This window comes from Bosea vestrisii (assembly GCF_030144325.1).
In the GTDB taxonomy this organism is placed as follows: Bacteria; Pseudomonadota; Alphaproteobacteria; order Rhizobiales; family Beijerinckiaceae; genus Allobosea; species Allobosea vestrisii_A.
Map to the genome: position 1 here is coordinate 1,310,569 of NZ_CP126307.1, position 22,497 is coordinate 1,333,065.

The 22,497-nt window shown below is 66.0% G+C and carries 26 protein-coding genes; 13 read left to right on the plus strand and 13 right to left on the minus strand.

Annotated elements, in window-relative coordinates:
• Positions 1-111: 111 nt before the first annotated feature.
• Together QO058_RS06455 and QO058_RS06460 are read left to right on the plus strand one after the other, a co-directional pair.
• Positions 112-438 carry an NIPSNAP family protein gene (locus QO058_RS06455; protein WP_284171164.1) on the plus strand — a complete coding sequence of 109 codons (327 nt, stop codon included), beginning with the start codon at positions 112-114 and terminating at the stop codon, positions 436-438.
• Positions 439-614: 176 nt separating this feature from the next.
• The gene (locus QO058_RS06460) at positions 615-1,448 is read left to right on the plus strand and encodes a prephenate dehydrogenase (protein WP_284171165.1); all 834 of its coding nucleotides are present in this window, start codon (positions 615-617) and stop codon (positions 1,446-1,448) included.
• Positions 1,449-1,602: 154 nt separating this feature from the next.
• On the opposite strand, the gene QO058_RS06465 is transcribed toward QO058_RS06460, so the two are convergent.
• On the minus strand, positions 1,603-2,535 hold the full coding sequence (locus QO058_RS06465; RefSeq protein ID WP_284171166.1) for a LysR family transcriptional regulator: 933 nt from the start codon (positions 2,533-2,535) through the stop codon (positions 1,603-1,605).
• A gap of 93 nt (positions 2,536-2,628) precedes the next feature.
• Here QO058_RS06465 and QO058_RS06470 point away from each other — a divergent pair, with 93 nt between their 5' ends.
• The gene (locus QO058_RS06470) at positions 2,629-3,528 is read left to right on the plus strand and encodes a DMT family transporter (RefSeq protein ID WP_284171167.1); all 900 of its coding nucleotides are present in this window, start codon (positions 2,629-2,631) and stop codon (positions 3,526-3,528) included.
• Between the two features lie 119 nt (positions 3,529-3,647).
• On the opposite strand, the gene QO058_RS06475 is transcribed toward QO058_RS06470, so the two are convergent.
• Positions 3,648-4,193 carry a MarR family winged helix-turn-helix transcriptional regulator gene (locus tag QO058_RS06475; protein WP_284171168.1) on the minus strand — a complete coding sequence of 182 codons (546 nt, stop codon included), beginning with the start codon at positions 4,191-4,193 and terminating at the stop codon, positions 3,648-3,650.
• Between the two features lie 160 nt (positions 4,194-4,353).
• On the opposite strand from QO058_RS06475, the gene QO058_RS06480 reads away from it, so the two are divergent.
• The 4 genes from QO058_RS06480 to QO058_RS06495 all read left to right on the plus strand — a co-directional run bounded on the left by QO058_RS06480 (position 4,354) and on the right by QO058_RS06495 (position 6,196).
• A complete protein-coding gene (locus QO058_RS06480; protein WP_284171169.1) occupies positions 4,354-4,689 on the plus strand; it encodes a cupin domain-containing protein in 336 nt (111 codons plus the stop codon).
• 33 nt (positions 4,690-4,722) lie between these two features.
• Complete coding sequence (locus tag QO058_RS06485; RefSeq protein WP_284171170.1) at positions 4,723-5,133, plus strand: VOC family protein; 411 nt, start codon at positions 4,723-4,725, stop codon at positions 5,131-5,133.
• Positions 5,134-5,619: 486 nt separating this feature from the next.
• Complete coding sequence (locus QO058_RS06490; RefSeq protein WP_057190805.1) at positions 5,620-5,829, plus strand: cold-shock protein; 210 nt, start codon at positions 5,620-5,622, stop codon at positions 5,827-5,829.
• Between the two features lie 133 nt (positions 5,830-5,962).
• Complete coding sequence (locus tag QO058_RS06495) at positions 5,963-6,196, plus strand: hypothetical protein (RefSeq protein ID WP_284171171.1); 234 nt, start codon at positions 5,963-5,965, stop codon at positions 6,194-6,196.
• A gap of 343 nt (positions 6,197-6,539) precedes the next feature.
• Here the strand turns inward: QO058_RS06495 and QO058_RS06500 are convergent, their stop codons facing one another.
• Positions 6,540-7,031: an SRPBCC family protein gene (locus QO058_RS06500; RefSeq protein ID WP_284171172.1), complete on the minus strand. Its 492-nt coding sequence runs from the start codon at positions 7,029-7,031 to the stop codon at positions 6,540-6,542.
• A complete protein-coding gene (locus QO058_RS06505) occupies positions 7,028-7,399 on the minus strand; it encodes an ArsR/SmtB family transcription factor (RefSeq protein WP_284171173.1) in 372 nt (123 codons plus the stop codon). Before QO058_RS06505 ends, QO058_RS06500 begins: the two co-directional genes overlap by 4 nt.
• A gap of 797 nt (positions 7,400-8,196) precedes the next feature.
• Here QO058_RS06505 and QO058_RS06510 point away from each other — a divergent pair.
• A complete protein-coding gene (locus QO058_RS06510; protein ID WP_284171174.1) occupies positions 8,197-8,607 on the plus strand; it encodes a GNAT family N-acetyltransferase in 411 nt (136 codons plus the stop codon).
• 25 nt (positions 8,608-8,632) lie between these two features.
• On the opposite strand, the gene QO058_RS06515 is transcribed toward QO058_RS06510, so the two are convergent.
• Positions 8,633-9,442, minus strand: a complete 810-nt coding sequence (locus QO058_RS06515; RefSeq protein WP_284171176.1) for an inositol monophosphatase family protein — start codon at positions 9,440-9,442, stop codon at positions 8,633-8,635.
• Between the two features lie 2 nt (positions 9,443-9,444).
• The gene (locus QO058_RS06520; RefSeq protein WP_284171177.1) at positions 9,445-10,701 is read right to left on the minus strand and encodes an SAM-dependent methyltransferase; all 1,257 of its coding nucleotides are present in this window, start codon (positions 10,699-10,701) and stop codon (positions 9,445-9,447) included.
• A 153-nt stretch (positions 10,702-10,854) separates the two neighbouring features.
• On the opposite strand from QO058_RS06520, the gene QO058_RS06525 reads away from it, so the two are divergent.
• From QO058_RS06525 to QO058_RS06535, 3 genes are read left to right on the plus strand one after another with little or no spacing between them, the layout of a single operon-like run.
• Positions 10,855-11,559: a class I SAM-dependent methyltransferase gene (locus QO058_RS06525; protein ID WP_284171179.1), complete on the plus strand. Its 705-nt coding sequence runs from the start codon at positions 10,855-10,857 to the stop codon at positions 11,557-11,559.
• Positions 11,560-11,563: 4 nt separating this feature from the next.
• Positions 11,564-12,061 carry an anthrone oxygenase family protein gene (locus QO058_RS06530; RefSeq protein WP_284171180.1) on the plus strand — a complete coding sequence of 166 codons (498 nt, stop codon included), beginning with the start codon at positions 11,564-11,566 and terminating at the stop codon, positions 12,059-12,061.
• A 16-nt stretch (positions 12,062-12,077) separates the two neighbouring features.
• Positions 12,078-12,773, plus strand: coding sequence for an aspartate/glutamate racemase family protein (locus tag QO058_RS06535; RefSeq protein ID WP_284171182.1), 696 nt, complete (start codon positions 12,078-12,080; stop codon positions 12,771-12,773).
• Positions 12,774-12,788: 15 nt separating this feature from the next.
• Here QO058_RS06535 and QO058_RS06540 read toward each other — a convergent pair whose 3' ends face one another.
• From QO058_RS06540 to zigA, 3 genes are read right to left on the minus strand one after another with little or no spacing between them, the layout of a single operon-like run.
• A complete protein-coding gene (locus tag QO058_RS06540) occupies positions 12,789-13,190 on the minus strand; it encodes a GtrA family protein (protein ID WP_284171184.1) in 402 nt (133 codons plus the stop codon).
• 45 nt (positions 13,191-13,235) lie between these two features.
• Positions 13,236-14,534, minus strand: coding sequence for a YncE family protein (locus QO058_RS06545; protein ID WP_284171185.1), 1,299 nt, complete (start codon positions 14,532-14,534; stop codon positions 13,236-13,238).
• 53 nt (positions 14,535-14,587) lie between these two features.
• Positions 14,588-15,802, minus strand: a complete 1,215-nt coding sequence (gene zigA, locus QO058_RS06550; protein ID WP_284171187.1) for a zinc metallochaperone GTPase ZigA — start codon at positions 15,800-15,802, stop codon at positions 14,588-14,590.
• Positions 15,803-15,941: 139 nt separating this feature from the next.
• Here zigA and QO058_RS06555 point away from each other — a divergent pair, with 139 nt between their 5' ends.
• Entirely contained in the window at positions 15,942-17,324 is a 1,383-nt protein-coding gene (locus QO058_RS06555) for an amidohydrolase family protein (RefSeq protein WP_284171188.1), read from the plus strand.
• Here the strand turns inward: QO058_RS06555 and QO058_RS06560 are convergent, their stop codons facing one another.
• On the minus strand, positions 17,325-17,675 hold the full coding sequence (locus QO058_RS06560) for an ArsR/SmtB family transcription factor (RefSeq protein ID WP_284171190.1): 351 nt from the start codon (positions 17,673-17,675) through the stop codon (positions 17,325-17,327).
• A gap of 139 nt (positions 17,676-17,814) precedes the next feature.
• Between QO058_RS06560 and QO058_RS06565 the strand changes: the two genes are divergently transcribed.
• Complete coding sequence (locus tag QO058_RS06565) at positions 17,815-19,026, plus strand: MFS transporter (protein WP_284171192.1); 1,212 nt, start codon at positions 17,815-17,817, stop codon at positions 19,024-19,026.
• A 94-nt stretch (positions 19,027-19,120) separates the two neighbouring features.
• Here QO058_RS06565 and QO058_RS06570 read toward each other — a convergent pair whose 3' ends face one another.
• The 3 genes from QO058_RS06570 to QO058_RS06580 form a co-directional block, all read right to left on the minus strand.
• Positions 19,121-20,263, minus strand: coding sequence for an alpha/beta hydrolase fold domain-containing protein (locus QO058_RS06570; protein WP_284171194.1), 1,143 nt, complete (start codon positions 20,261-20,263; stop codon positions 19,121-19,123).
• Positions 20,264-20,365: 102 nt separating this feature from the next.
• The gene (locus tag QO058_RS06575) at positions 20,366-20,926 is read right to left on the minus strand and encodes a DUF305 domain-containing protein (RefSeq protein ID WP_284171195.1); all 561 of its coding nucleotides are present in this window, start codon (positions 20,924-20,926) and stop codon (positions 20,366-20,368) included.
• 471 nt (positions 20,927-21,397) lie between these two features.
• Entirely contained in the window at positions 21,398-22,459 is a 1,062-nt protein-coding gene (locus QO058_RS06580) for a class I SAM-dependent methyltransferase (RefSeq protein WP_284171197.1), read from the minus strand.
• Positions 22,460-22,497 lie beyond the last annotated feature (38 nt).

Below are 22,497 nucleotides of genomic sequence, written 5' to 3' on the forward strand. Positions count from 1 at the left end.
CATTTTCGAGCGAAGTGGGCACCGGTTCGCGTGAAAAAAAATGCGATAGGATAAGAAGATGGAGCATTTCCGCGATTCGAAGAAACGCGGAAATGCTCCAGGGAGCTCGCCATGATCCACCAGTTGCGCATCAACGAGATCTTCGAACGCAACAAGGCGGCGTTCCACGCCCGCTTCAGAGATCATGCCAGCCGGATCATGGCCCGCCACGGCTTCCGCATCCTGGCGATGTGGGAGACCAGGAGCGCCGGGCGTACCGAGTTCGCCTATCTCCTCGCCTGGCCCGATCTCGAGACCAAGACGGCGCGCTGGACCGCATTCATGGCCGACCCCGAATGGATCGAAATCAAGCGTGTCAGCGTCATCGAGCACGGCGACCTCGTCGGCGCGATCGAGGACCGGGTGCTGATGCCGACCGACTATTCTCCGCCCCTGTGATTGACAGGCCCGCCCGCCCGCGCTCTAAGCGCGCCATGACTGGTCCCTGCCTGCTCGCCCGCAACTATTACGCGCCGTCCTCATAGAAGGCGGTCGCACTCCCATGCTCAACCGCCGCGCTGGCGGTTGAAATCAGGCAGTCACCCGGCATCGCGGCCCCTCCCGAGGACAACGCGATGCTTATCCCGAAAAACCACAATCCTTCCGTCGGCCTGATGGGCTTCGGCGCCTTCGGCCGCCTGATCGCCCGCCATCTGCGACCGCATTGCCGACTGCTCGCCTTCGATCCGGCATTGCCGGCCGACGCAGCCGCGGGCGGCATCATTGCCGCCGCACCGGCCGGGATCGCCGCCTGCGACATCGTCATCCTCGCCGTGCCGGTCGCGGCGCTCTCGGAGGCAATCGCGACCCTGCGGCCGCATCTGCGTGCCGGCGCGATCGTCATCGATGTCGGCTCGGTCAAGATCGGCCCGGCAGCGACCATGCTGGCCGAGCTGCCCGATCACGTCGAGATCGTCGGCACGCACCCGCTCTTCGGTCCGCAGAGCGGGCGCGACGGCATTGCCGGCCTCAAGATCGCGATCTGCCCGATCAGGGGGCGCAGCGCCTGGCGTATCGCCGCCTTCCTGCGCCGTGTGCTTCGCCTTCAGGTGATCATGACGACGCCAGAGGCGCACGACCGCGAGGCGGCGCTGGTCCAGGGCCTGACCCATCTCATCGCCAAGATCCTGGTTAAGATGGAGCCCTTGCCGCGCCGGATGACCACGGCGAGCTTCGACCTCCTGATGCGCGCCACCGAGATGGTGCGTCATGACAGCCCCGGCGTCTTCATGGCGATCGAGCAGGCCAACCCGCATGCGCGGCCGGTGCGCGACCGGTTTTTTGCCCTGGCCGAGGAGATGCGGGCGCATCTGGACCACTCGGCCTCCAACGACACCGGTCCTTTATTGGCACTGGAGCCGCAACGCACCCTCTCCCCCCTTGTGGGGGAGAGCTGGAGAGGGGGGTAGTCAGCCGCGCGGGGGAAACATCGGCTTTGCAGTCGAGCCCCTCAAACGGGCGGAGCCCTGCATACCCCCCTCCCAACCCTCCCCCACAAGGGGGAGGGTTGCGCCCGATCCGGAAGCCCCAAAATTGGATCGAAACGATCTGACCGGAGCGATTTCAGGCCGCCTTCGCCTCCTGCCGCAGGAACCCCGCCAGCTTGCTCGCCGGCAGCCCGGCCTCGCTTGCGATCCGCGTCGCCAGCGCCACCGCCGCCGGCCGCGGCTGGCCCATCGGCCGGTCGAGCCAATAGGAGACCGGGTTGAGCGCCGTGCGCTGGTCGACCCTGGCGATCCGCCCGGCATCGACCTGCGCCTGCGCCAAGGGCGGGCGCGACAACGCCACGCCGAGCCCGCTGGCGGCGGCATCGAGGACGAGGTTGTAGTCCTCGAACCTCCGGTCCTGCTGGCGCGGCCGGAAGTCGAGCCCCTGTGCATTGAACCAGGCGCGCCAGCCGGCGGCGTCCGAATCATGGATCAGCGGCTGGTCGAGGAAGCGCTCCGGCTTGCCGTCGCCGATCGCCCTGGCCAGCTCCGGCGAGGCGATCGGGTAGCACCATTCCTCGAAGAGCTGCACCGAGACCCGTCCCGGCGTGCCGCCGCGGCCGCAGCGAATGGCGAGGTCGATCCCCTCCTCCTCGAGGTCGACCTTGCGATGGTCGACCTGCAGCATGATCCGCACGGCGGGATCGCCGCTCTCCAGAAGCTGCCAGCGCGGCATCAGCCAGAGCGAGCAGACCGACGGCGTCGCGCTGAAGCGCACCACCGCCGTCCCGCGCGGCTCGCTCCAGCGGTCGGACGAGTCGGCGAAGACCTGGAAGGCCTCCTGCGTGCGCTGGAACAGGCGCTGCCCCTCCGGCGTCAGCGCGACCCCGCGCGCCTGGCGCTCGAACACGCGCAGGCCCAGCCAATGCTCGAGCTTGGCGACCTGCCGCGAGATCGCGCCATGGGTCAGGTTCAGCGCCTCGGCTGCGGCCGAGAAGCTGCCGGAGCGGGCAGCGGCCTCGAAGGCGCGCAGCGTGTCCAAAGGCGGAAGTGGCGAGCTGTGATCCATGCTCACAGCTCGTCATTGAATTACTCGTTTGTCAATCAGCTCACTGAGGCGTCTATCGGGGGCGAACCGTCATTCGCCCGAAAGGGGCTCGTCATGACAACCGTACCCTCCGCCGCGTCTTCCCGGCCAGGCTCCACCCTCGACGCCATGCTGCTCTTCACCATTCCCTTCACCGTCATCGCCTGGGCCTCCTCCTTCCCGGCGATCCGGGCCGGCCTTGCCGGCTTCGGCGCGCTCGAACTGGCTGCCCTGCGCTTTGCCATCGCCGGCGTGTTCGCCGCGCTCTTCCTGATCGTGATGCGCCCGAAGCTGCCCGAGCGCGCCGACATCTGGCGCTTCCTCACCGGCGGCATCGTCTTCATCGCGCTCTATGCGATCTTCCTCAATCTCGGCCAGCGCGTCGTTCCGGCGGGCGCGGCGAGCTTCATCATCAACACCAACCCGATCATGACGGCGGCGCTCGCCATGCTGGTCCTGAACGAGCGCTTCAGCCTGATCGCCTGGCTCGGCACGGCAATCGCTTTCGCCGGCATCGGCGTGATCGCGCTCGGCAACGGGCTCGACCTCAATATCGGCGTCAGCGTCCTGCTGATCCTTGGCGCCGCCCTGTGCAACTCGGTCTCGACCGTGGTCCAGAAGCCGCTCTTCGCCCGCCACAAGCCGCTCACCGTCGCGGCCTGGAACATGGCGCTCGGCGGGCTCGCCCTCACCCCCTTCCTGCCCGGCGCGCTGCAGCAACTGCCGGCCGCCCCGGCGCAGGCGATCTGGTCTGTGGTCTGGCTCGCTTTGGTCTCGAGCGTCGTCGCCTACGGCACCTGGGCGATCACCCTGTCGCGCCTGCCGGCCGCCCGCGCCTCCAACTTCCAGTACTGCGTGCCCCCGGCGGCGATGCTGATCAGCTTCCTTTGGCTCGGCGAGATCCCGACGACGCTCGGCCTGATCGGCGGCGCCATGGCGCTAGCCGGCGTGGTGATCGTCAATTTGAAGCGGTGAACACGTCGTCATTCTCGGGCGAAGCGAAGCGCAGGCCCGAGAATCTCGTGACGAGAAGGCGCGGATTGGAGCCTCACCTGGTCTGAGATGCTCGGGACAAGCCCGAGCATGACGGGTCTTCACTGCGGTCCCCGTGTCGCCGCCATTTGCTCGACCCCGAGGATCAGCTTCCGCAGCAGCCCCGCCAGCATCTCCCGCTCCTGCGCATCGAGCGGCTCAAGGAAAGCGAGCTCGCTCGCCATGTCGGTCCGAAACGCCTGCTCGGCCAGCGCCGAGCCCTTTTCCGTCAGGGCGACCTGCACGCTGCGCCCGTCCTGCGGCGACTTTTCCCGTCGGATCAGCCCGGCCTTCTCCAGCCGGTCGAGCCGGTGGGTCAGCCCGCCCGAGGAGATCATCAGGAGCGCGTACATCTCGGTCGGCGTCAGCCGGTAAGGCGGGCCGGACCGGCGCAAGGTCCCGATCACGTCGAACTCGCCGCGATCGAGCCCGAAGCCGGCGAAGGTCGCCTCGATGCTGGGCCGGATCATGTTGCCGAGCCGAAAAGCCCGGCCGAGGATCGCCATCGGCTCGGTGTTGAGGCCGGGCAGTTCCCGCGCCCATTGCCGGCGCAGGCGGTCGACATGGTCCTCGCCCACCTCTTCCAGATTCCCCGATTCGTTCGTCATTTCCGTGCCTTGGCCGTCGCTGCCCCAACGGTGAGACATACACGGCACGTGCCCTTTGGCCAAGATATCTCTGCGCAAAGATATTTATCTTGACGGGAAGATACCCCTGCGATAGATATCTTCTCGTGAAGATAAATCACTGGCAGCCAGGGAGGCAGCGATGTTCAATATCCTTCGTGCACAGGACCAGCAGCGCGGCGCCAACCGCACGCTACGCTTCGAGGGGCAAGCGCTCGGCGGGCCGATCTCGTTCTTCATGGTCGATGCCGAGCCGGGCCAGGGCTCGATGATGCATGTCCACCCCTATTCCGAGACCTGGATCGTCCAGAAGGGCGAGGCCGAGTTCACCGTCGGTGGCGAAACCACCCGCGGTTATCCCGGCGACATCATCGTCGCATCGCCGGACGTCCCGCATCGCTTCGAGAATGTCGGCGAAAGCCGGCTAGAGCTGATCTGCGTCCACCCGAACGGGCGGATCCTGCAGCAGAACCTCTGACGTCCCCCCACCCCAGCAAGAAGGAGAACCACCATGTCCAAGATGATCTTCATCAACCTGCCCGTCACCGACATCGCTGCCGCGACCCGCGTCTACGAGGCGATCGGCTGCACGCAGAACCCCGATTTCAGCGATCACCAGTCCTCGAGCATGGTCTGGTCCGAGACGATCACCTTTCAACTGCTGAGCCGCGACTACTTCGCGACCTTCACCGCAAAGCCCGTCGCCGACGCCCATGCCGGGGCGCAGGTGTTGCTGGCGCTCACGCAGGAGAGCCGCGCTGCGGTCGATGCGGTGGTCAAGGCTGCGGCAGATGCCGGCGGCAAGGCCGATCCGCGTCCGGCAATGGATATGGGCTGGCTCTACAACCGCGCCTTCGAGGACGGCGACGGCCACACCTTCGAGGCCGTCTTCCTCGACACGTCAGCGATGCCGGCGGGCTGAGATTCGCTGAGGAGCCCCTCTCCCAGGAGGAGAGGGGCTGGGACGTCCTGCTGGTCGAGCGCGCCATGGCTCGGCGATATCCCGACCGGACTCGGCCTGATCGGCAGCGCGATGGCGCTGGCTGGAGTGGCGATCGCCACTCTGAAGAGGTGAGGCGCGAGCCCGCTCGCCCGCACCGACCCTGAAAAATAACGAAGCAGATGATACTGCAAAAATTCACTGAACTCGGGTTTTAAATCTGGTCTTCATTCACTAAAAACCCGAGTTCAGGCCCTGAATTCGACGCAGTGGAAATGAAAAACAAGAGCGACGATTGACATCTCGCTCAGAAAAACGTAGATTGTCCTCGTCGATATTTGCTTGGACGGTCGGTTTTATTTTCGTGCTTCGGCACGCTTCTGATGAACTCCCCCTTTCGAAATCGTTCTGAATCCGCCGAGCAATCGCATGGCGGACGACAGGTATTGCCAATAGGAGGGTTCTTCAATGGCCACCGGCACAGTGAAATGGTTCAATTCCACCAAGGGCTTCGGCTTCATTCAGCCTGACGACGGCAGCCAGGACGTCTTCGTCCATATCTCCGCTGTCGAGCGCGCTGGAATGCGCGATCTGCAGGAAGGCCAGAAGATCAGCTTCGAGGTCGCTCGCGACAACAAGTCGGGCAAGATGGCCGCTGAGCAGCTTCAGGCTGCGTGATCCGGACGTCATTCGTCGCGGTGACCATGGATGTACCGGCACCACTGACTGGAATGACTTCCAAGGGAAGGCCAAGCGCATGCTTGGCCTTTTTTGTGCCTGACCTCACCAGCGAAACTAACGGGAGGCCATCTTGGCTGATCATTCAAAGCAGCGCACCGATGCCGACAACAACTTCCTGAAGGTGCAGACCCAGTCGCTTGCCCGCAACCGGATCATCTCCGAGGCTGACAGCATCGCCCAGGCCCGCGATGCGAATACAGCGAAGCTGAGGCAATTGCGGCTGCAAAAGGAAGCACTGGAGCGCGAGGCGCAGGCCCTGGCACCCGCCAAGCCCAAGGCACGCCGCAAAATCGTCAGCGCCTGACCGCACGCCGGCCGCTCGCCCCCGCGGCGAGCATCCCCGCTTTCAATTCTGCCGTCGCGCGGGCTCGGGCAGCGACCCGTAACGCTGGCTCGACATCATCGACATCGACATTCGGCACGCAGCCGTCGACTGCGACGCCACCTTAGCCCCGCGCCCTCCCTCGGATGGCGTTCTGCCTCAAACCCTCGCGGCATGAGCTGGCGGGGCTTTTGAGCGCGGCCGACCAATCGTTGCCGGGTTGAGCGGGTTTCCCTTCCCTACGGGGAAGAAGGCGGCGCGAAGCGCTGACGGGCGAGGACGGCGCCACGGCGCCGCCCTCGGGATCGATCGGTCCGTGCGCCTGTCAGGGCTGGAGGCGCCCGGCCTTGATGTACTCGACCATCTGGCTGACGACCGTGCCCCAGCCTTCGTGGAAGCCCATCTCTTCGTGCTGCTTGCGGCTGGCATCATTGCCATGGATGGCGACGGCCCGATAATGCGTGCCGTTGCCATCACTGGCGAGATCCAGGATGGCGGTGAAGAATGGGTTCGGCGAAGGCCGATAACCGCCGAGCAGCGTGTCGGTCATGACCAGCCGCTCCAGCGGCTTCACCTCGAGATAGCACTGGGTGTTGGCGAACTCCTGGCCCTCGGGCGAGCGCATGGTGAAGTTGATCGCGCCGCCGGGACGCAGGTCGAGGTCCAAGGCGGAGATCGCCCACGGCTTCGGCGCGAACCAGTTGCGCAGGTGCTCCGGCGTCGTCCAGGCACGCCAGACCAGCTCGACCGGGACGTCGAGCTTGCGTTCGAGCACAAGGTCGAGCTCGGGATTGATCGTGATCGCAGGCAAGGTCATTTGCTCTCCTCTTCCTTCAGGGTCATGACATAGGCGTCGAACTGGTCGAGGCGGCGCTCCCAGAGGTTGCGCTGGCGCCCGAGCCAATCCTCGGCGAGCTTCAGCTGGTCCGTAGCCAGCTCGTAGGTTCTGACGCGCCCGGTCTTGTGCGAGCGCACGAGACCGCTTGTTTCGAGCACCTTCAGGTGCTCGACGAAGGACGGCAGGGCCATGGCATAGGGTGCGGCGAGTTCGCTCACCGAAGCCGGCCGCGCGGTCAGGCGCTCCAGAACATGCCGCCGCGTCGGATCGGACAAGGCCCGGAAGACCTGGTCCACGACGACAGGATGGGGCGCCTGCTGCGCACTGGCGCCGATTTGCGGTGTCACAGCCTTCCTCCCTGCCGACGGCTGCGCAGCGGTCTGCGCGAGGCAGTGATAGGCGGACTCAATACTTAGGTCAATTCCTTAGTATTGAGCGACAAGGGCGCCATAGCCCAGCTTCTGCAGAAACCACGGCAACCGCGACGCGGAACCCCTCTCCTGTAAGGAGAGGGGCAGCGGTGAGGTGTTCGGAGGGAAATCGTGAGCCTGAACCCAACCGCGTGGTGAGCGCTCACGGCACTGGTCACAGGGCCTACACCTCACCCTGCCCTCTCCTTCCAGGAGAGGGTTCCCCGCGCTTCTGCTTCACGCGCGGCGACCTCATGCGGGGACAACTCCCCAATCAATCCCCGCTGCAAAAACCTCACGTATGCTTCTCCCCGTCCCGCCCGAACCGAGGGGGCTTCGCGAGGCATCATGAGGCCGGGCGGGAGAGCGGTGTCCGTGGCGAAAGGACTGTTGCGGGTCCAACGTAGCTGCGGAGGGTGATCGTCGTTCGGGACATGCGGTCCCGGTCCCGCCGGACATAAACAGACGCCGAAAGCTCACAGAGAACCGCGCGCGGGGTTCGGGCAGTGGCCAGTGGCGCTGCCTCGACAATTCGACATCGACATTCGGCACGCAGCCGTCGACTGCGACGCCGCCTTAGCCCCGCGCCCTCCCTCGGATGGCGTTCTGCCTCAAACCCTCGCGGTGCAAGCCGGCGGGGTTTTGAGTGCGATCGACCAACCGTTGCCGGGCTGAGCGAGCCTCTGCTACGCGGGAGAATGCTCAGTCACCCGACCAGGCTCCAGCGAAGTGACATGGACGCGGTGGCTGCCGTGCACCGCGCGAGTTTCGACGATCGCCTACCCTGGCTAGCGGGGCTCCATACGCCCGAGGAAGACCGTGCCTATTTCGGGAGCGTGGTCTTCGACGAATGCGAAGTGTGGGGCAGTGTCCACGGCCCGGCGCTGGCCGGCTTCATCGCCTTCCGTCATGGCTGGATCGACCAGCTTTACGTGCTGCCGGCCTATCAGGGCCAGGGTGTGGGCAGCGCCTTGCTGGAGATCGCGCGGGATCGTTACCCCGAGCTGAACCTCTGGACATTTCAGCGCAACGCCATCGCCCGTCGCTTCTATGAACGGCAGGGCTTCGTCGCGGCAGAGCTGACGGACGGGACGCGCAATGAAGAGCGTGAGCCCGACATACGCTATATCTGGCGCAGGCCCTGATCCACTGCGTGGGCGAAGCCTGCCATTAATCTTCCGCGAAAAGCCGTCGCTGCAGCTCGTCCCACAGCTCCGGCGATTGCGCTGCCAGGATGCCGAAGCCTTGCTCGGCCGGTCTGTAGGGGCGCCCGTCGAAACGGGCCGCCCGGCCGCCGGCCTCTTCGAGGAAGAGCGTGCCCGGCGCATGGTCCCAAGGCAAACCGCGCCAGAACACGACGAAATGCTGCTCGCCGCGCACGATCGCGGGATATTCCTCGCCGGCGCAGTGCATACCCGGCAGGATGGCGGCGAGATCGCGGCCATTGGCCTGCACCCGCGCCGTGATCTCGGCGGGCAGGAAGCGGGTCAGCACGCCGCCGCGCAGCGCAGTCCACTGCGGTGGCTGCCCGACTCTGACGGGCTCGCCATTGATCCAGGCGCCGGCGCCGCGCTCGGCGACATGCAGCGTATCGGTCGCCGGGCTCAGCATCCACGAGGCGACGGGCTCGCCCTCGCGCAGCAGCGCCACCATCATCGAGAAGCACGGGCTGCCCTTAACGAAATTGGCGGTGCCATCGACGGGGTCGACCACGAAGACGGTGCCCTCGCCCAGCCCCTGCAACAGCTCCGGCTGGGCCGAGACCGCTTCTTCCCCGATCACCCGCGATCCAGGCAGGAGTGTCGGCAGCCGGACATTCAGAAGCCGCTCGGCTTCCTCGTCGGCGATCGTGACCTCCTCGCCGGGTGATTTCACTCGAACCTCGGCCTCCGCCAGCTTCCGGAAGCGCGGCATCACCACCTCAGCCGCGACCTCGCGCAGCAGGTCCGAGACCTGCCCGATCGGCAAATGTCCGGCCATCGCTAGAAGCCCCGCTGTTCCAGCTCGGCTTCGGCTTCCGTGATGTAGTCCCGGATCACCGGCACGGCGCTCTTGTGCGGGCCAAGCAGCAGCTGGAAGACCATGTCGCCGCCGATGTCGAAGGAGATCGAGCAGGCGGAAAGGTAGAACTCCCACATCCTTGCGAAGCGCTCGCCGAGCATCGCGACCACCTCCGGGCGGTGCGCCATGAAGCGCTCGCGCCAGGCCTCCAGCGTCCAGTGATAGTGCCGGCGCCAGAACTCGCAGTCGGAATGCCAGAGCCCGGTCTGCTCGACCGCGGCGAAGACCTCCGACAGCGCCGGGGCATAGCCACCCGGGAAGATGTACTTGTCGAAGAACGGGCCGGTGAAGCCGGGCGGGCCGACGCGGCCGATGCAGTGGACGAGCGCGATCCCGTCCGGGGTGAGCAGGTCGCGGATCTTCTCGAAATATTCGAGGTAATGCGCGACGCCGACATGCTCCATCATGCCGACCGAGACGATGCGGTCGAAGCTCCCGGTCAGCTCGCGATAATCCTTGTTGATGAAGCTGACGGCATCGCCGACGCCGGCAGCCTCGGCCCGCTTCTGCGCCGCCGCCATCTGGTCGGGCGAGACGTTGAGGCCGGTGACCTTCGCCCCGCAGGCCTTGGCGAGATAGATCGAAAGCTCGCCCCAGCCCGAGCCGATGTCGAGCACGCGCATGCCCGGCTCGATCTTCAGCTTGGCGGCCAGGTGCCGGAGCTTCGCCTTCTGCGCGTTCTCCAGTCCGACCTCGGGGCTATGCCAATAGGCACAGGAATAGGTCATCGTCTCGTCGAGCCAGAGCCGGTAGAAATCGGTCGGGATGTCGTAGTGGTGCTTGACTCGTCTGCCGGCGACGCCGAGCGGGTTGTGCATCCGCCAGCGCCGGATTTTGAAGCGGATCTTGCGGATCGCCGCCTGGAGCGGATGCTTGCGCAGTTCGCTGCGCTGGATCCAGAACAACGTCAGCAGGTCGTGGATGGTCGAGCCGTCCTCGAACTCGATCCGCTCGTCCATATAGCCTTCGGCCAGCGCCAGCTCCGGATTGAGGAAGAGCTCGCGCTCGATCTTCGTATCCTTGAAGCGCACCGTCACCTCACCGGCGACGACGGGCTTGCCGGCGAAGGGGAACTCGGTCCGGCCCGGCCCGAAGACATGCCGCTTTCCATCCGGCGCGATCACGGTCAACCGGCCCTTGCGGATCGAGCGCTTCAGCAGTTTCGGCAACAGCAGCATGGTCGGGCAGGCTCCGGTCGGTCGCGCAAGCTATTGTCTCGCCTGCCGTCCCGTAAAGCCCGCGTGCAATCAACCTGACTCCACAGTCGCTGCGGCCATGCTAGGGCTTAGGGCAAAGGCACCTTCCGGCGCCGTTCTCGATACGGAGACCCGATGTCCTGGCGTGATTTCTGGAATGGCGAGCATGCGATCTACGTCTCGGATCGTCACAAGGCCCTGCATTATCGCCGCATCGCGCAGGACATCGCCGCCGCCGTCCCCTCGAAGGACGCCGCCGTCCTCGATGTCGGCTGCGGCGAAGCGCTCTCGGCCGATCTCGTCGCCACGGCCAGCGGCAGGCTGATTCTGTGCGAGGCAGCGCCGACCGTCCGCGACAAGTTGAGAACCCGCTTCGGCGCGCTCGCCAATCTCTCGGTCGTCTCGCCGGAAGAGGTTGAGGCGCTGCCGGATGATTCGCTCGATCTCGTCGTCGCCAACTCGCTGATCCAGTATTTGAGCGAGGACGAATTGAAGCGGGCGCTGGCGACCTGGCTCGCCAAGCTGAAGCCGGGCGGCGAGCTCATCCTCGCCGACGTCATCCCGCCCGCCCTCTCGCCGCTGACCGACGCGACCGAGCTGCTCGGCTTCGCCTGGCGCGGCGGCTTCCTCGTCGCGGCGCTCGGCGGGCTGGTCCGCACCGCCTTCTCGGACTACCGCAAGCTGCGCGCCCAATACGGTCTTTCGACCTACAGCGCCGTCGGCATCGCCGCGCTGGTCGAGGCGGCCGGCTTCAAGGGCGTCGCGCGCCGCCAGAATTTCGGCCACAACCCGCATCGCATGGCCTTTTCGGCCAGGAAGCAGCTCATACCGGAGGTTTGACGCCATGGCCTCGCTCGCGCTCGCTCTCACCTTCGTCGCGCTGGTGCTGGCCGGCGCCATGGCCGGCTTTTTCTACGCCTATTCGATGTCGGTTATGTGGGCGCTCGACGCGGTCGATCCGAAGGCCGCGATCGCGTCGATGCAGAGCATCAACATCATCGTGCGCAATGCGATCTTCTTCCCGGCCTTCTTCGGCACGCCGGTGGTGGCGCTCATCGCCGCCGGGCTGTGGCGAGCACAGGGCCTGCACGATGTCGCCCTTCTGCTGGCGCTTGCGGCCATCGCCTATCTCGTCGGCACCTTCCTGGTCACGATGGTGCTCAATGTCCCGATGAATGAAAGGCTCGCCCGGACGGGGATCCCCACAGAGATCGAGGCTGCTCGCACGGTCTGGGAGAGCTATTCGATCCCCTGGACGCTGTGGAATCACATCCGCACGGTCTCGAGCGTCGCGACCCTCGGCCTCATCGGCTGGGCGCTCTACGCAGCCGGCAAGGCCTGATCACGCGAGGGATCCAATGCATATCGGCTTGATCGGAGGCATCGGCGTTGCGGCGACGGTGGTCTACTACCAGCGCCTGACAGCAGCTGCAGCGGCGCGGGGCGTGCCGAAACTCGAGCTCACGATCGTCCACGGCGAGATCCATGAACTGATCCGTAACAATCTCGCCGACCGCAGGGCCGAACAGGCGCAGGCGTTTCTGCCTCTCGTCACCCGCTTGAAGGACGCGGGCTGCGATTGCGCCGCCCTGTCCTCGCTCGGCGCGCATTTCTGCTTCGATGAATTGGCGGCCATGTCGCCTTTGCCGATCGTCTCTGCCGTCGCCCCGCTCGACGCCTATTTCGTCGATCAGGGTATCAAGCGGGTCGGGCTGCTCGGCACGAGGGTGGTGATGCGCACGCGCCTTTACGGCCAGCTCGCCCGCACCGAGGCTTTGGCGCTGGACGACGAGATCGAGATCCTCGGCCAAGCCTACCAAGACGTCGCCGTCGCCGGCACCTGCTCAGCCTCACAACAGGAGCTGTTTCTCGATGCAGGACGGCGCATGGTCGCCGCCGGGGCCGACGCCATCGTTCTCGCCGGAACCGATCTCAATCTGGCTTTCGATGGGCAGGACCCGGGATACAGGATCGTCGATGCCCTCGATGTCCATGTCGCGCTGCTTGCCGACCTCGCTGCGGGGCGCAAGACCTTGAGCGGTGTCCAGTCCTAGAAGCGGAGCAGGCTCTCACTCCGCCCGGTCGGCGAAGGAGAAGAATTTGTGCCCGGCGAAGGTGAAGATCATCACGATCAGCGTGGTGACCACCTGCATCGGCAGATACGGCAGGCCGGCGACCTTGACGAAAAGGTGCATCAGCACGCCGGTCAGCAGGAAGCCACCGAAGGCGATCAGGCCGAAGCGCCAGCTCGCCTCGCCATGGGTCCGCGTCGCCTCGAAGGTGAGCCAGCGGTTCAGCGTGTAGGAGACGACCGCGCCGAGCGCAAAGCCCGCAAGCGAGGCCGGGACGGGATCGACCCCGCCGAGCTCGACGAGGCCGATCAGCAGCGCGTAATGCGCGACGGCCGTCACCCCGCCGGAGAAGGCATAGGCAATGACCTGGCGGCTGTGGCGAGGAAGACGTTGCAGCATCCGGGATGCCTATACCCCGGATGCTGAACGGAAGCCTATCGGTATTCAGCCCGCATCGCTTCCGGCGAGATTGGCCGGCATGCCCTCGACCGGGAGGTCGAGCGCCTGCTTCAGCGTCTCGAGATTGTACTCGCGGATGCGGCCATTGCCGGGATCGCTGACATAGGCGCTGCCGCCGACAACCGCGAGCGACGGCGTCGGCGTCTTCGCCCCGTACTGGCAGTCGAAAGCCGGCACAGCGTCGAAGCTGGCAAGCTCCTTCCAGGCGGCAACGTCATAGACCCGCAGCTTGCCGTCCGGCGTCAGATTGGCGAGCCGCCGGCCATTGGCAGAGAGTTCGAACTGGCAGGCCGACTGGCCGCCCGGCACCGGCAGGACATCGGCCGAGGTCAGCGACTTGGCGGCGGGGTCGACCCTGAGCAGGCCGTCATAGGGCGAGGTCTTGCCGTAATTGGCGACCATGAACTTCGCGCCGGTCTTCGCCTTGATCGCGCTGATCCGGCGCTCGTCCGGATAGGCGAGCTTGTGCGCGCTGAACTTGGCGCCGGCCTGCGACAGCACCAGCATGCCACCGCCCTCGCCTTCGGCGCAGCCGAAGACATGCCGGCCATCGGCCGCGGCATGGCCGTGATAGAGCTTGCAGGAGGCGTCCGCCTTGGCCGGGTCGTTGAAGCTGGCGAGCCTGGCCCAGCCGCCCTTGGTCCGGTCGAGGATCTCGAAGCCATCCGGCCGAGACGAGGCGCTGCGGTCATCGCCTTTGACGTAGGCTGGGTTCGGCACCGACATCAGCCAGCGCCCCTCGCCCATCGGCACGACGATGCCGTGCTGCGGGCCCGGGCTCGGCCATTCCGTCAGCGCCGGCTTGTCCTTGGCAAGATCGTTGATCGCGACCAGCACCGCCTTCGCCGTGCTCTGGCCGTCCCAGGGGCGGATGCCGTCATAGAACAAAGCGAGTTGGCCATGGCCCGAGATGACATGGGCTGGTTTCTGGCCGGTCAGCGTCAGGTCGACGAGCTTCACCGCCCCCTTCTCGATGTCGTTGTGGTCGCCATGCGATTCGATCGTCAGGCCGGTGTCGAGGAAGCGGATCGTGCCGGCATCGTCGCCGGTCTTGATCACGACGAAGCGGCCGCCCTGCGCGGTGGCGAAACCGGGATTGGCTTTGGACAGGTCGAAGCTGTGCGTGACCTCGCCGGTATCGAGATCGAGCACGCGCACGACCGGCTTCTCATGATCGGCGAAGACCAGCCGGCCGCGCAGCACGGCATGGTCATGAGCGAGCGCCGGCAGGCTCGCGAATACGGCCGAAAGCGCGAGGGAGGACAACAGGGAAAGCGGACGCATGGCAGTCTCCAGGACGGGCAGTAAGGGAATGGCGGAACGGATCGGATGAGGTTTCAGGCGGCATCGGCACGGCGCCAGGCCGGGAACGGGTCGGGCAGGTCGCGATAGCGCTCGGGCTTGAAGGCGATGGTCGGCGTCTCGCCGAGCAGGCAGGCATCGAGCCCGGCGCGGATGGCGCGCTCGTTCATCCCCGAGCCGATGAAGACCAGCTCCTGCCGGCGATCACCCCAGACCGAGTGCCAGTGCCGATTCAGGATCGCCTTCCATTCCGGGTGGTCGGGCCAGCGCGGGCGCGGCACCGCAGCCCACCAGAACCCCATCGCCTCGGTGCGGCAGATCGCGCCGGCAAGCGACATCTCGCCGACCCATTCGGGCCGCGTCGCCAGCCAGAAATGGCCCTTGGCCCGGATCAGCCCGGGCCAGCTCTTCGCAAGGAAAGCGTTGAATTTTTCTGGGTGGAAGGGCCGGCGCGCCCGGTAGACGAAGGAGGCGATGCCGTATTCCTCGGTCTCCGGCACATGGTCTTTGAAGCCGTAGAGCTCCTTGTGCCAGAGCGGATGCTCCTGCGCCTTCTCATGGTCGAACAGGCCGGTATCGAGGATCGCGTCCAGCGGCACGCGGCCGAAATCGGCCTCGATCAGGCGTGCATCAGGATTGAGCGCCCGGATCACCAGCCTGGCCTGCGCCGTCGCCTCCGGCCCGGCATCGCCGACCTTGTTGAGCACGACGACGTCGGCGAACTCGATCTGCTCGACCAGGAGATCGACCAGAGTGCGCTCGTCGCCCTCGCCGGCGGTCTCGCCCCGCTCGCGCAGGAAGTCGCGCGAGCCGTAATCCCTGAGCAGGTTCACCGCATCGACCACCGTCACCATGGTGTCGAGCCGGGCGAGGTCGGAGAGCGAAAAACCGTCCTCGTCGCGGAATTCGAAGGTCGCCGCGATCGGCAGCGGCTCGGCGATGCCGGTGCCCTCGATCAGGAGGTAGTCGAAGCGGCCGTCGCGCGCGAGCCGGCTGACCTCGGCCAAGAGATCATCGCGCAAGGTGCAGCAGATGCAGCCATTGCTCATCTCGACCAGCTTTTCGTCGGTGCGCGAGAGATCGCCGCCGCCTGATCGCACCAGATCGGCGTCGATGTTGACCTCGCTCATGTCGTTGACGATGACCGCGACCTTGCGGCCCTCGCGGTTGTTGAGGACGTGGTTCAGCAGCGTCGTCTTGCCGGCGCCGAGAAAGCCGGAGAGCACGGTGACGGGAAGGCGGGCGTCCATCTCGGATTCCTATATTGTTATGTTGTAACATTTCATAGCGAGAGCAAATCGCGGACGCAAGGCTGCCGTGCGGGCAGGTCGCTGGCCTTCCACAGTCCGAGCCCTAAGCTGCCCTCCAGATGCCGATGGAAGGGCCGCCATGATCGAGATCGACCTGCTGGTCCGCGCCGAGTTTCTCTACCCGGTCAGCCCCGGCCTGCCGGTGATCCCGGATGGCGAGGTCGCGATCGCGGGTGGGCGCATCCTCCATGCCGGCCCACGCCAGCCGGACGGATATTGGGCCCCTGCCCGCACGCTGGACGGCTCCGGGCGGGCCGTGCTGCCCGGCTTCGTCAACTGCCATTCGCACGCGGCATCGCTGGTCTTCCGCAGCCAGACCGACGACCACGCCGCCAAGGCGGCGCTGCTCGAAGTCGCCTTCCGGATGGAAAAGGACATCAGCGAGGACGAGTGGGCGCTGCTGGCCGAGGCCGGCTGCGCCGACATGCTCCAGGCCGGCATCACCACCATCAACGACATTTGGTACGCGCCGCACCGGCTCGCGCAGACGGTCGAAGCCTGCGGCCTACGCGCCCAGATCGCCCACAAGGTCTTCGACGTCCGCCTGCACGAGCTCTGGCGCGGCGACTACACGCATCATCCAGACATCGGCGAGGCGCGTTTGCGCGATGGTGTCGCCTTCGCCGAGCGCTGGCATGGCGTCGCCGATGGCCGCATCACCGCGCGCATCGGCACGCACGCGACCGACACCTGCTCGGCAGACCTGCTGAAAGCTGCCCGCGCAGAGGCGAACCGGCTCGGTATCGGCATGCATATCCACGCCGCCCAGAGCGTCGCCGAGGTCGAGCAGATCAAGGCGGCCCATGGCTGCGGCCCGGTCGAGTTCCTTAGAGATGTCGGCATGCTTGGCCCCGACGTCGTGCTCGCCCATCTCGTCTTCGCCGGGGCGGGCGATCTCGACGCCGTCCAAGAGAGCGGCGCGGCTTATGCCCATTGCCCGACGATCTATCCGCGCCGCGGCCGCTATCCGCCCCTGGAGGAGATCATGGCGCGCGGCATCCCGACCGGTTTCGCCACCGACTGGATGCTGAACGACCCGTTCGAGGGCATGCGCAACGCCCTCAACGCCATGCGCCTGCGCCTCGCCAGCCCGACCGCCCTTTCCTGCGTCCAGGCGCTGGAACTGCACACGATCGGCGCCGCCCGCGTCATGGGCCTTGAGGACGAGATCGGCTCGCTCGAACCGGGCAAGAAGGCCGACCTGATCATGATCGACATCGACCGCCCGCACCTCCAGCCCTATTACGGCGACTACGCCGCGCTGGTCTATTACGCCAAAGCGAGCGACGTGGTGACGAGCATCGTCGACGGGGCGATCGTGGTCGAGCATGGCCGCCCGACCCGCCTCGACCGCGATAGGACGATGGCGCGCATCAAGGAGCATGTCCCAGGCTGGCGCGGAAGGCTCGCGGCGCTCGGCAGCCGGGCGGTGTTCGGGCCGGGCTGTCCGTGCTGCGGCTGATCAGACTATCAGCTTGGCGCGCGGTACCGAAGGATCGCGCCGCGCCGTCTCGATCACGGTGTCGAGCAGGCCTGGGAAACGCCGGTCGAATTCCTCGCGGCGGATGCTGAGATAGCGCACCGTCCCTTCAGCCCGCGACCGCGTGATCCCCGCCTCGCGCAATTTGGCAAAATGGTAGGAGAGCAGCGAGGGCGAGGCGAGCTCGGTGAAGGCGCCGCAGCGCGCCTTGTCGACCTCGTCGCAATCGGCGAGCGAGACCAGGATGCCGAGCCGGATCGGATCGCCCAGCGCCGCGAACACGTCGGCCGGCAGGACGTCCTCGATCTCCGGATGGAAGAGCTGCTGCTTCATGACCTCTCCGACTTAATTGACGCGGCGGCTCCTGACAAGTTTCAACGATCCTTGAAATTAAGATTGACTCATGGTCGCCCGACGATCATGATTCAACGATCATTGAAATTGTCGGCAACTCCCCACGGAGCCCTCTGCCATGGATATCCGTCTCCTCCTGCTGGCCGGCGGCGCCTTCGCCATCGGCACCGGCAGCCTCGTCATCACCGGCATCCTGCCCAATCTCGCTGCCGCCTTCGGCGTCAGCGTCGACACCGCCGGCCTGCTGATCTCGATCTTCGCCATCGCCTACGCCATCGGCTCGCCAGTGCTCTCGACGCTGTTCGGCAATCTCGACCGCAAGCTCGTGCTCGTCGGCTCGCTCACGGTCTTCACGCTCGCCAATCTCGTCGCCGCGTTCACCAGCGATTTCTCCTCGCTGATGCTGGCGCGCATCGTCATGGCGCTCGCTTCCGGCGTGTTCATGCCGGCAGCGAACGCCGTCGCGGTCGCGCTGGTGCCGCCCGAGCGCCGGGCTCGCGCCATCGCGCTCGTCACCGGTGGCATGACCGTCTCGCTGATTCTCGGCGTCCCACTCGGCACCGCCGTCGCCACGCTGGGCTGGCACTTCCCCTTCCTGGTTGTGGCGCTGTTCGGCGCGCTCGCGCTCGCCGGCCTGCTCTTCAAGATGCCAGCCGGACTGCCGCGCGGCGCCAATACGCTGGCCGAGCGGCTGCAGGTCGCGCGCCGCGGCGACGTCCTGCTGGCGCTCGGCACCACCGCGCTTTGGACCACCGGCGCCTTCACCCTCTATACCTATGTTGCGCCCTTCCTCTCGGCCCATGCCGGCATCTCCGGCCATTGGCTGAGCGCGACGCTGGTCATCACCGGCATCGGCTCGGCGCTCGGCAACCAGCTCGGCGGCCAGGCCAGCGACCGCTTCGGCCCCGTGCCGACGCTGACCTTCGTGCTGACCCTGCTCGCAGCCTCGCTGGCCGCCGCCTCGCTCGTCGCGGTGACCTTGCCGCCAGCGGTCGCGATCTTCGTCCTGCCGGTGATCCTGATGATCTGGAGCGGCGCCGGCTGGGCCGGACATCCCTCGCAGATGTCGCGCCTCGCTGCGATGGCCCCGGATGCCGTCGTGGTCGCGCTCTCACTCAATGCCTCGGCGCTTTATGTCGGCATCGCCGCGGGTGCCGCACTCGGCCAGCAGGTGCTGCGCCATGGCGCCTCCTGGCAGCTCGGCTTCGTCGGAGCAGCCTGCGAGCTCGGCGCGCTCGCTTTGCTGCTGATCGCGACGCGGCGGCGCAAGGCGGCCATGCGTGATGCAGCCCGTGTCAGCGAAATCGCGATCGCCCCGCCGGTGCGCTGAGGCGTTCTCGTCACGAGCGAACCGAGCTTTCAGCCTGGGTGCAAGCCCGGCTGAGCGCCGTCTGGCGATGGCGGCTCGGCTCCGATGCAACGTCTCAGCGCGTCGGCACGGGCGCTGCGAAAGCCTGCTTCAGGCCTTTCGCAGCAAAGTCCTGAGCCCGCCTGGCGTCGTCGAGCACCGCATCCATTCCGAAGAACTCATGCGTCACGCCTTCGCTGTTCTGGTAGCTGGTCTGGACGCCGGCGGCCTTGAGCTTCTCGGCCAGCAGCACACCGTCCGACATCAGCGGATCGATCTCGGCGGTGATGATGGTCGCTGAAGGCAGGCCCTTGAGGTCGGCCATGGTGGTCAGGTTCAGCATCGGGCTCTTGGCGTCCTCGGGCTTCGCCAGAACCTTATCGATGAACCAGCCCATCGCGCCCTTGGATAGCGGCATGGCGTTCTGGTTCGCCACATAGGACGGCGTCGTCATATCGGTGCCGGCAACAGGATAGACCAGCAGCATGTGCAGCGGCTTCTGCAGATTCTGATCGCGCGCCATGATGGCGACATTGGCCGCGAGGTTGCCGCCGGCGCTTTCGCCCGCAAGCGCGACACGCGCTGGATCGCCGCCGAATTGCCCTGCGTTCGCCAGCACCCATTTGTAGGCCGCGAACGAATCCTCATGCGCGGCCGGGAATTTGTGCTCCGGCGCGTGGCGGTATTCGACGCTGGCGACGATCGCACCGGTCTTCTTGGCGAGTGCCATGGCCGAGGCTTCATAGGTGTCGATGTCGGCGATGACCCAGCCGCCGCCGTGATAATAGACCACGACCGGCAGCGGGCCGGCGCCCGCGCCGTCCGGCGTGTAGATCCGGATCGGTTGCGTGCCGCCGGCGATTGGATAGGTCATATCCTTCTTGGCGACCTTCATCGCCGCCATCAGCGCCATCGGGTCCTTGCCCTGGTCCTTCAAGACGGCCTTGACTGCGTCGGCCGGGGTCGGTTGGGCGCGGGCTTCGTCGACGCTGCGCGACTCGATCGGCTTTGCGCCAAGTTCGTGAAGCTTTTTCAAAACGAGGACCATGTCCTCCTTGTCGGCGCGCTTCATCGTGCCGCTATCGGGCGCTTCCGCCAGCGCATTGGCGGCCATCCTCGCGGGTGCTGGCGCCTGCGCGAACGCGACGGGCGCGGCAAACAGCGCGACACCGGCTAAAAGACGGGCCGCCAGCGCAGAAGAGCGAATTACGGTTTTCATGATGATCTTTCTGTCATTGCAGGAGGGGTCCGGCGTGCGCCGGTGCTCGATCTGAAAGGCCGCGCGAAACCCTCGGCTGTCGCGCGGCATGAATCCGAGAACTCAGGCTCTGAGTTCGCCGGCGATGCGCTTGCACATCGCGACATGCTCCTTGAACGCGCCGAGCATCAGCGCGCCGAGATGGCGGCCCTGCTTCTCGGCCGGATCGCTCGCGCCGGCGGAATTGTGGAGATAGGCGTCGGCAAGATCGCGCAGCTGCTCATGATTCGTCAGCTGGAAGGCGATGTATTCGCGGTCGAAGGAAGCGCCTTTGGCGGCAGCCTTCATCGTCTCGATCACGGCCATGCCGGCGGCGTCCATCTTGGGCGCTGTCGTGCCGATGTCCTTGAGGACCATGTTGACCCCGACGGCCTCGCCGAGTTCGAAGCCGGCGAATTCGAGCGCGTTCTTGTTCGTCGTCATCTCGACGGCCATGGCGGAGGTGGCCAGCGACATCTCGGCTCGGCCGATCACGCCGGCGTAATACTGCGCGGCGGTCTTCACCTCCGCCAGATTCGTCGCCGCCATCGCGGGCATGGCCGCGCCGCGGCTTTGGGACCGTGCGAGGGTCGCATGGAGAGTTCCGGCGAATGCGATGCCGGTCAAAACGGAGCGTCTGTTCATGGTGGCGTCTTTCGGGCTTGGAGCATCGTGGTGACGATACTGGGAAACGAGCCCCCCGGCCGTTCAGTCGCAGGCGAAATAATTGCCGCACATCTTGGCCAATGCGCGCGATAACATGATGAATTGCATCAAGCTCACGGCCGTCAACTAAGGAAAATCTGATTTGGTTCCGCAAGGGGACACGAGCCACACGGAAACTTGATACGACTTTTCGTCAGGATACTTTTCTGGACCCGGAGAGCGCGCGCCCGAGCGCGAGGCGCTGGCGGGTCGGCCGCAAGCCGGCGCCCTTCAGGATCGAACGCACTTCGCAGAGCGGAGCCAAAGGGGGCGCCGTGACCAAAGCAGTCGCTCGCATGTCTCGTACTCCTTCAACCTTCTCGCTTGGCCATTTCTCCATTATAATTGCAACTAGTTTGCATTAGCAGTATCATTACCCAGGCTTGAGCGACCACGCGGCGTGTGCCGAACTCAGGCCCTCACCTCGAACACCATGTTGAACGGCGTCTCGGTCGCGCGGCGGAAGCGGGAGAAGCCGGCGTCGAGCGCAACCTTGCGCAAACGGAACTCTCCGGCCTGGGCCCCGAGTCCCAATCCGACCTCCTGCGCCATCGAGGCCGGCGTACAGATCATCGTCGACGCGCCGTAGAAGATCCGGCCGACCGGGTTGATGTTCTGCTTGAGATTGTCGTGGGCGAAGGGCTCGACGATCATCCAGGTGCCGTCCTCGGCCAGCGTCTCCCTGACATGGCGGCCGGCTCCGACCGGGTCCCCCATGTCGTGCAGGCAATCGAACATGGCGACGAGATCGTAACTCGCGGCCGGGAAGTCCTTGGCGCTGGCCCGTTCGAAGACGATGCGATCGCCGACGCCGGCCTTCTCCGCCGCCTCCCTACCCTTCTCGATCGAGGGGCCGTGGTAATCGAAGGCATAGAAGCGCGATTTCGGATAGGCCTGCGCCATCAGGATGGTCGAGGCGCCATGGCCGCAGCCGACATCGGCGACCACGGCTCCCGCCTCGAGCTTGGCCTTGACGCCGTCGAGCGCCGGAATCCAGCTGTTCACGAGGTTGGTGTTGTAGCCCGGCCGGAAGAAGCGCTCGGTGCCGCGGAACAGGCAGTTGCTGTGCTCGTGCCAGCCGAGCCCGGCGCCGGTCCTGAAGGCCTCCTCGACCTTGGGCTCGTCGACCCACATGGATTGGACGATCTCGAAGGCGCCGGCGAAGAAGGCCGGGCTGCCCTCTTCGGCGAAGGCCATGGCCTGCTCCGGCGACAGGCTGAAACTGTCGCTCCCCTCGTCATACTGGACGTACTCGGCAGCGGCCTGAGCCGAGAGCCATTCGCGGACATAGCGCTCCTTCAAGCCGGTCCTGCCGGCGAGTTCCGCCGCCGTGACGGACTCGCCATCGGCCATGGCCCGGTAGAGGCCGAGCTGGTCGCCGAGCACGATGAGGGAGCCCGTGACGCAGGCTCCGACATCTCCGACGAGACGTCCCACCAAGGCATCGAGCTTTTGCGGATCGGATTGACGCATGGCCAGGCTCCTCTGGTTGGGGAGGGCGTGGCCGGAAT

What these genes read in the sequence shown, in the direction of transcription:
- QO058_RS06455 (WP_284171164.1), top strand. Translation starts at nt 112, where the DNA reads ATGATCCACCAGTTGCGCATCAACGAGATCTTCGAACGCAACAAGGCG.
- QO058_RS06460 (WP_284171165.1), top strand. Translation starts at nt 615, where the DNA reads ATGCTTATCCCGAAAAACCACAATCCTTCCGTCGGCCTGATGGGCTTC.
- QO058_RS06465 (WP_284171166.1), bottom strand. Translation starts at nt 2,535, where the DNA reads ATGGATCACAGCTCGCCACTTCCGCCTTTGGACACGCTGCGCGCCTTC.
- QO058_RS06470 (WP_284171167.1), top strand. Translation starts at nt 2,629, where the DNA reads ATGACAACCGTACCCTCCGCCGCGTCTTCCCGGCCAGGCTCCACCCTC.
- QO058_RS06475 (WP_284171168.1), bottom strand. Translation starts at nt 4,193, where the DNA reads ATGACGAACGAATCGGGGAATCTGGAAGAGGTGGGCGAGGACCATGTC.
- QO058_RS06480 (WP_284171169.1), top strand. Translation starts at nt 4,354, where the DNA reads ATGTTCAATATCCTTCGTGCACAGGACCAGCAGCGCGGCGCCAACCGC.
- QO058_RS06485 (WP_284171170.1), top strand. Translation starts at nt 4,723, where the DNA reads ATGTCCAAGATGATCTTCATCAACCTGCCCGTCACCGACATCGCTGCC.
- QO058_RS06490 (WP_057190805.1), top strand. Translation starts at nt 5,620, where the DNA reads ATGGCCACCGGCACAGTGAAATGGTTCAATTCCACCAAGGGCTTCGGC.
- QO058_RS06500 (WP_284171172.1), bottom strand. Translation starts at nt 7,031, where the DNA reads ATGACCTTGCCTGCGATCACGATCAATCCCGAGCTCGACCTTGTGCTC.
- QO058_RS06510 (WP_284171174.1), top strand. Translation starts at nt 8,197, where the DNA reads ATGGACGCGGTGGCTGCCGTGCACCGCGCGAGTTTCGACGATCGCCTA.
- QO058_RS06515 (WP_284171176.1), bottom strand. Translation starts at nt 9,442, where the DNA reads ATGGCCGGACATTTGCCGATCGGGCAGGTCTCGGACCTGCTGCGCGAG.
- QO058_RS06520 (WP_284171177.1), bottom strand. Translation starts at nt 10,701, where the DNA reads ATGCTGCTGTTGCCGAAACTGCTGAAGCGCTCGATCCGCAAGGGCCGG.
- QO058_RS06525 (WP_284171179.1), top strand. Translation starts at nt 10,855, where the DNA reads ATGTCCTGGCGTGATTTCTGGAATGGCGAGCATGCGATCTACGTCTCG.
- QO058_RS06530 (WP_284171180.1), top strand. Translation starts at nt 11,564, where the DNA reads ATGGCCTCGCTCGCGCTCGCTCTCACCTTCGTCGCGCTGGTGCTGGCC.
- QO058_RS06535 (WP_284171182.1), top strand. Translation starts at nt 12,078, where the DNA reads ATGCATATCGGCTTGATCGGAGGCATCGGCGTTGCGGCGACGGTGGTC.
- QO058_RS06540 (WP_284171184.1), bottom strand. Translation starts at nt 13,190, where the DNA reads ATGCTGCAACGTCTTCCTCGCCACAGCCGCCAGGTCATTGCCTATGCC.
- QO058_RS06545 (WP_284171185.1), bottom strand. Translation starts at nt 14,534, where the DNA reads ATGCGTCCGCTTTCCCTGTTGTCCTCCCTCGCGCTTTCGGCCGTATTC.
- zigA (WP_284171187.1), bottom strand. Translation starts at nt 15,802, where the DNA reads ATGGACGCCCGCCTTCCCGTCACCGTGCTCTCCGGCTTTCTCGGCGCC.
- QO058_RS06555 (WP_284171188.1), top strand. Translation starts at nt 15,942, where the DNA reads ATGATCGAGATCGACCTGCTGGTCCGCGCCGAGTTTCTCTACCCGGTC.
- QO058_RS06560 (WP_284171190.1), bottom strand. Translation starts at nt 17,675, where the DNA reads ATGAAGCAGCAGCTCTTCCATCCGGAGATCGAGGACGTCCTGCCGGCC.
- QO058_RS06565 (WP_284171192.1), top strand. Translation starts at nt 17,815, where the DNA reads ATGGATATCCGTCTCCTCCTGCTGGCCGGCGGCGCCTTCGCCATCGGC.
- QO058_RS06570 (WP_284171194.1), bottom strand. Translation starts at nt 20,263, where the DNA reads ATGAAAACCGTAATTCGCTCTTCTGCGCTGGCGGCCCGTCTTTTAGCC.
- QO058_RS06575 (WP_284171195.1), bottom strand. Translation starts at nt 20,926, where the DNA reads ATGAACAGACGCTCCGTTTTGACCGGCATCGCATTCGCCGGAACTCTC.
- QO058_RS06580 (WP_284171197.1), bottom strand. Translation starts at nt 22,459, where the DNA reads ATGCGTCAATCCGATCCGCAAAAGCTCGATGCCTTGGTGGGACGTCTC.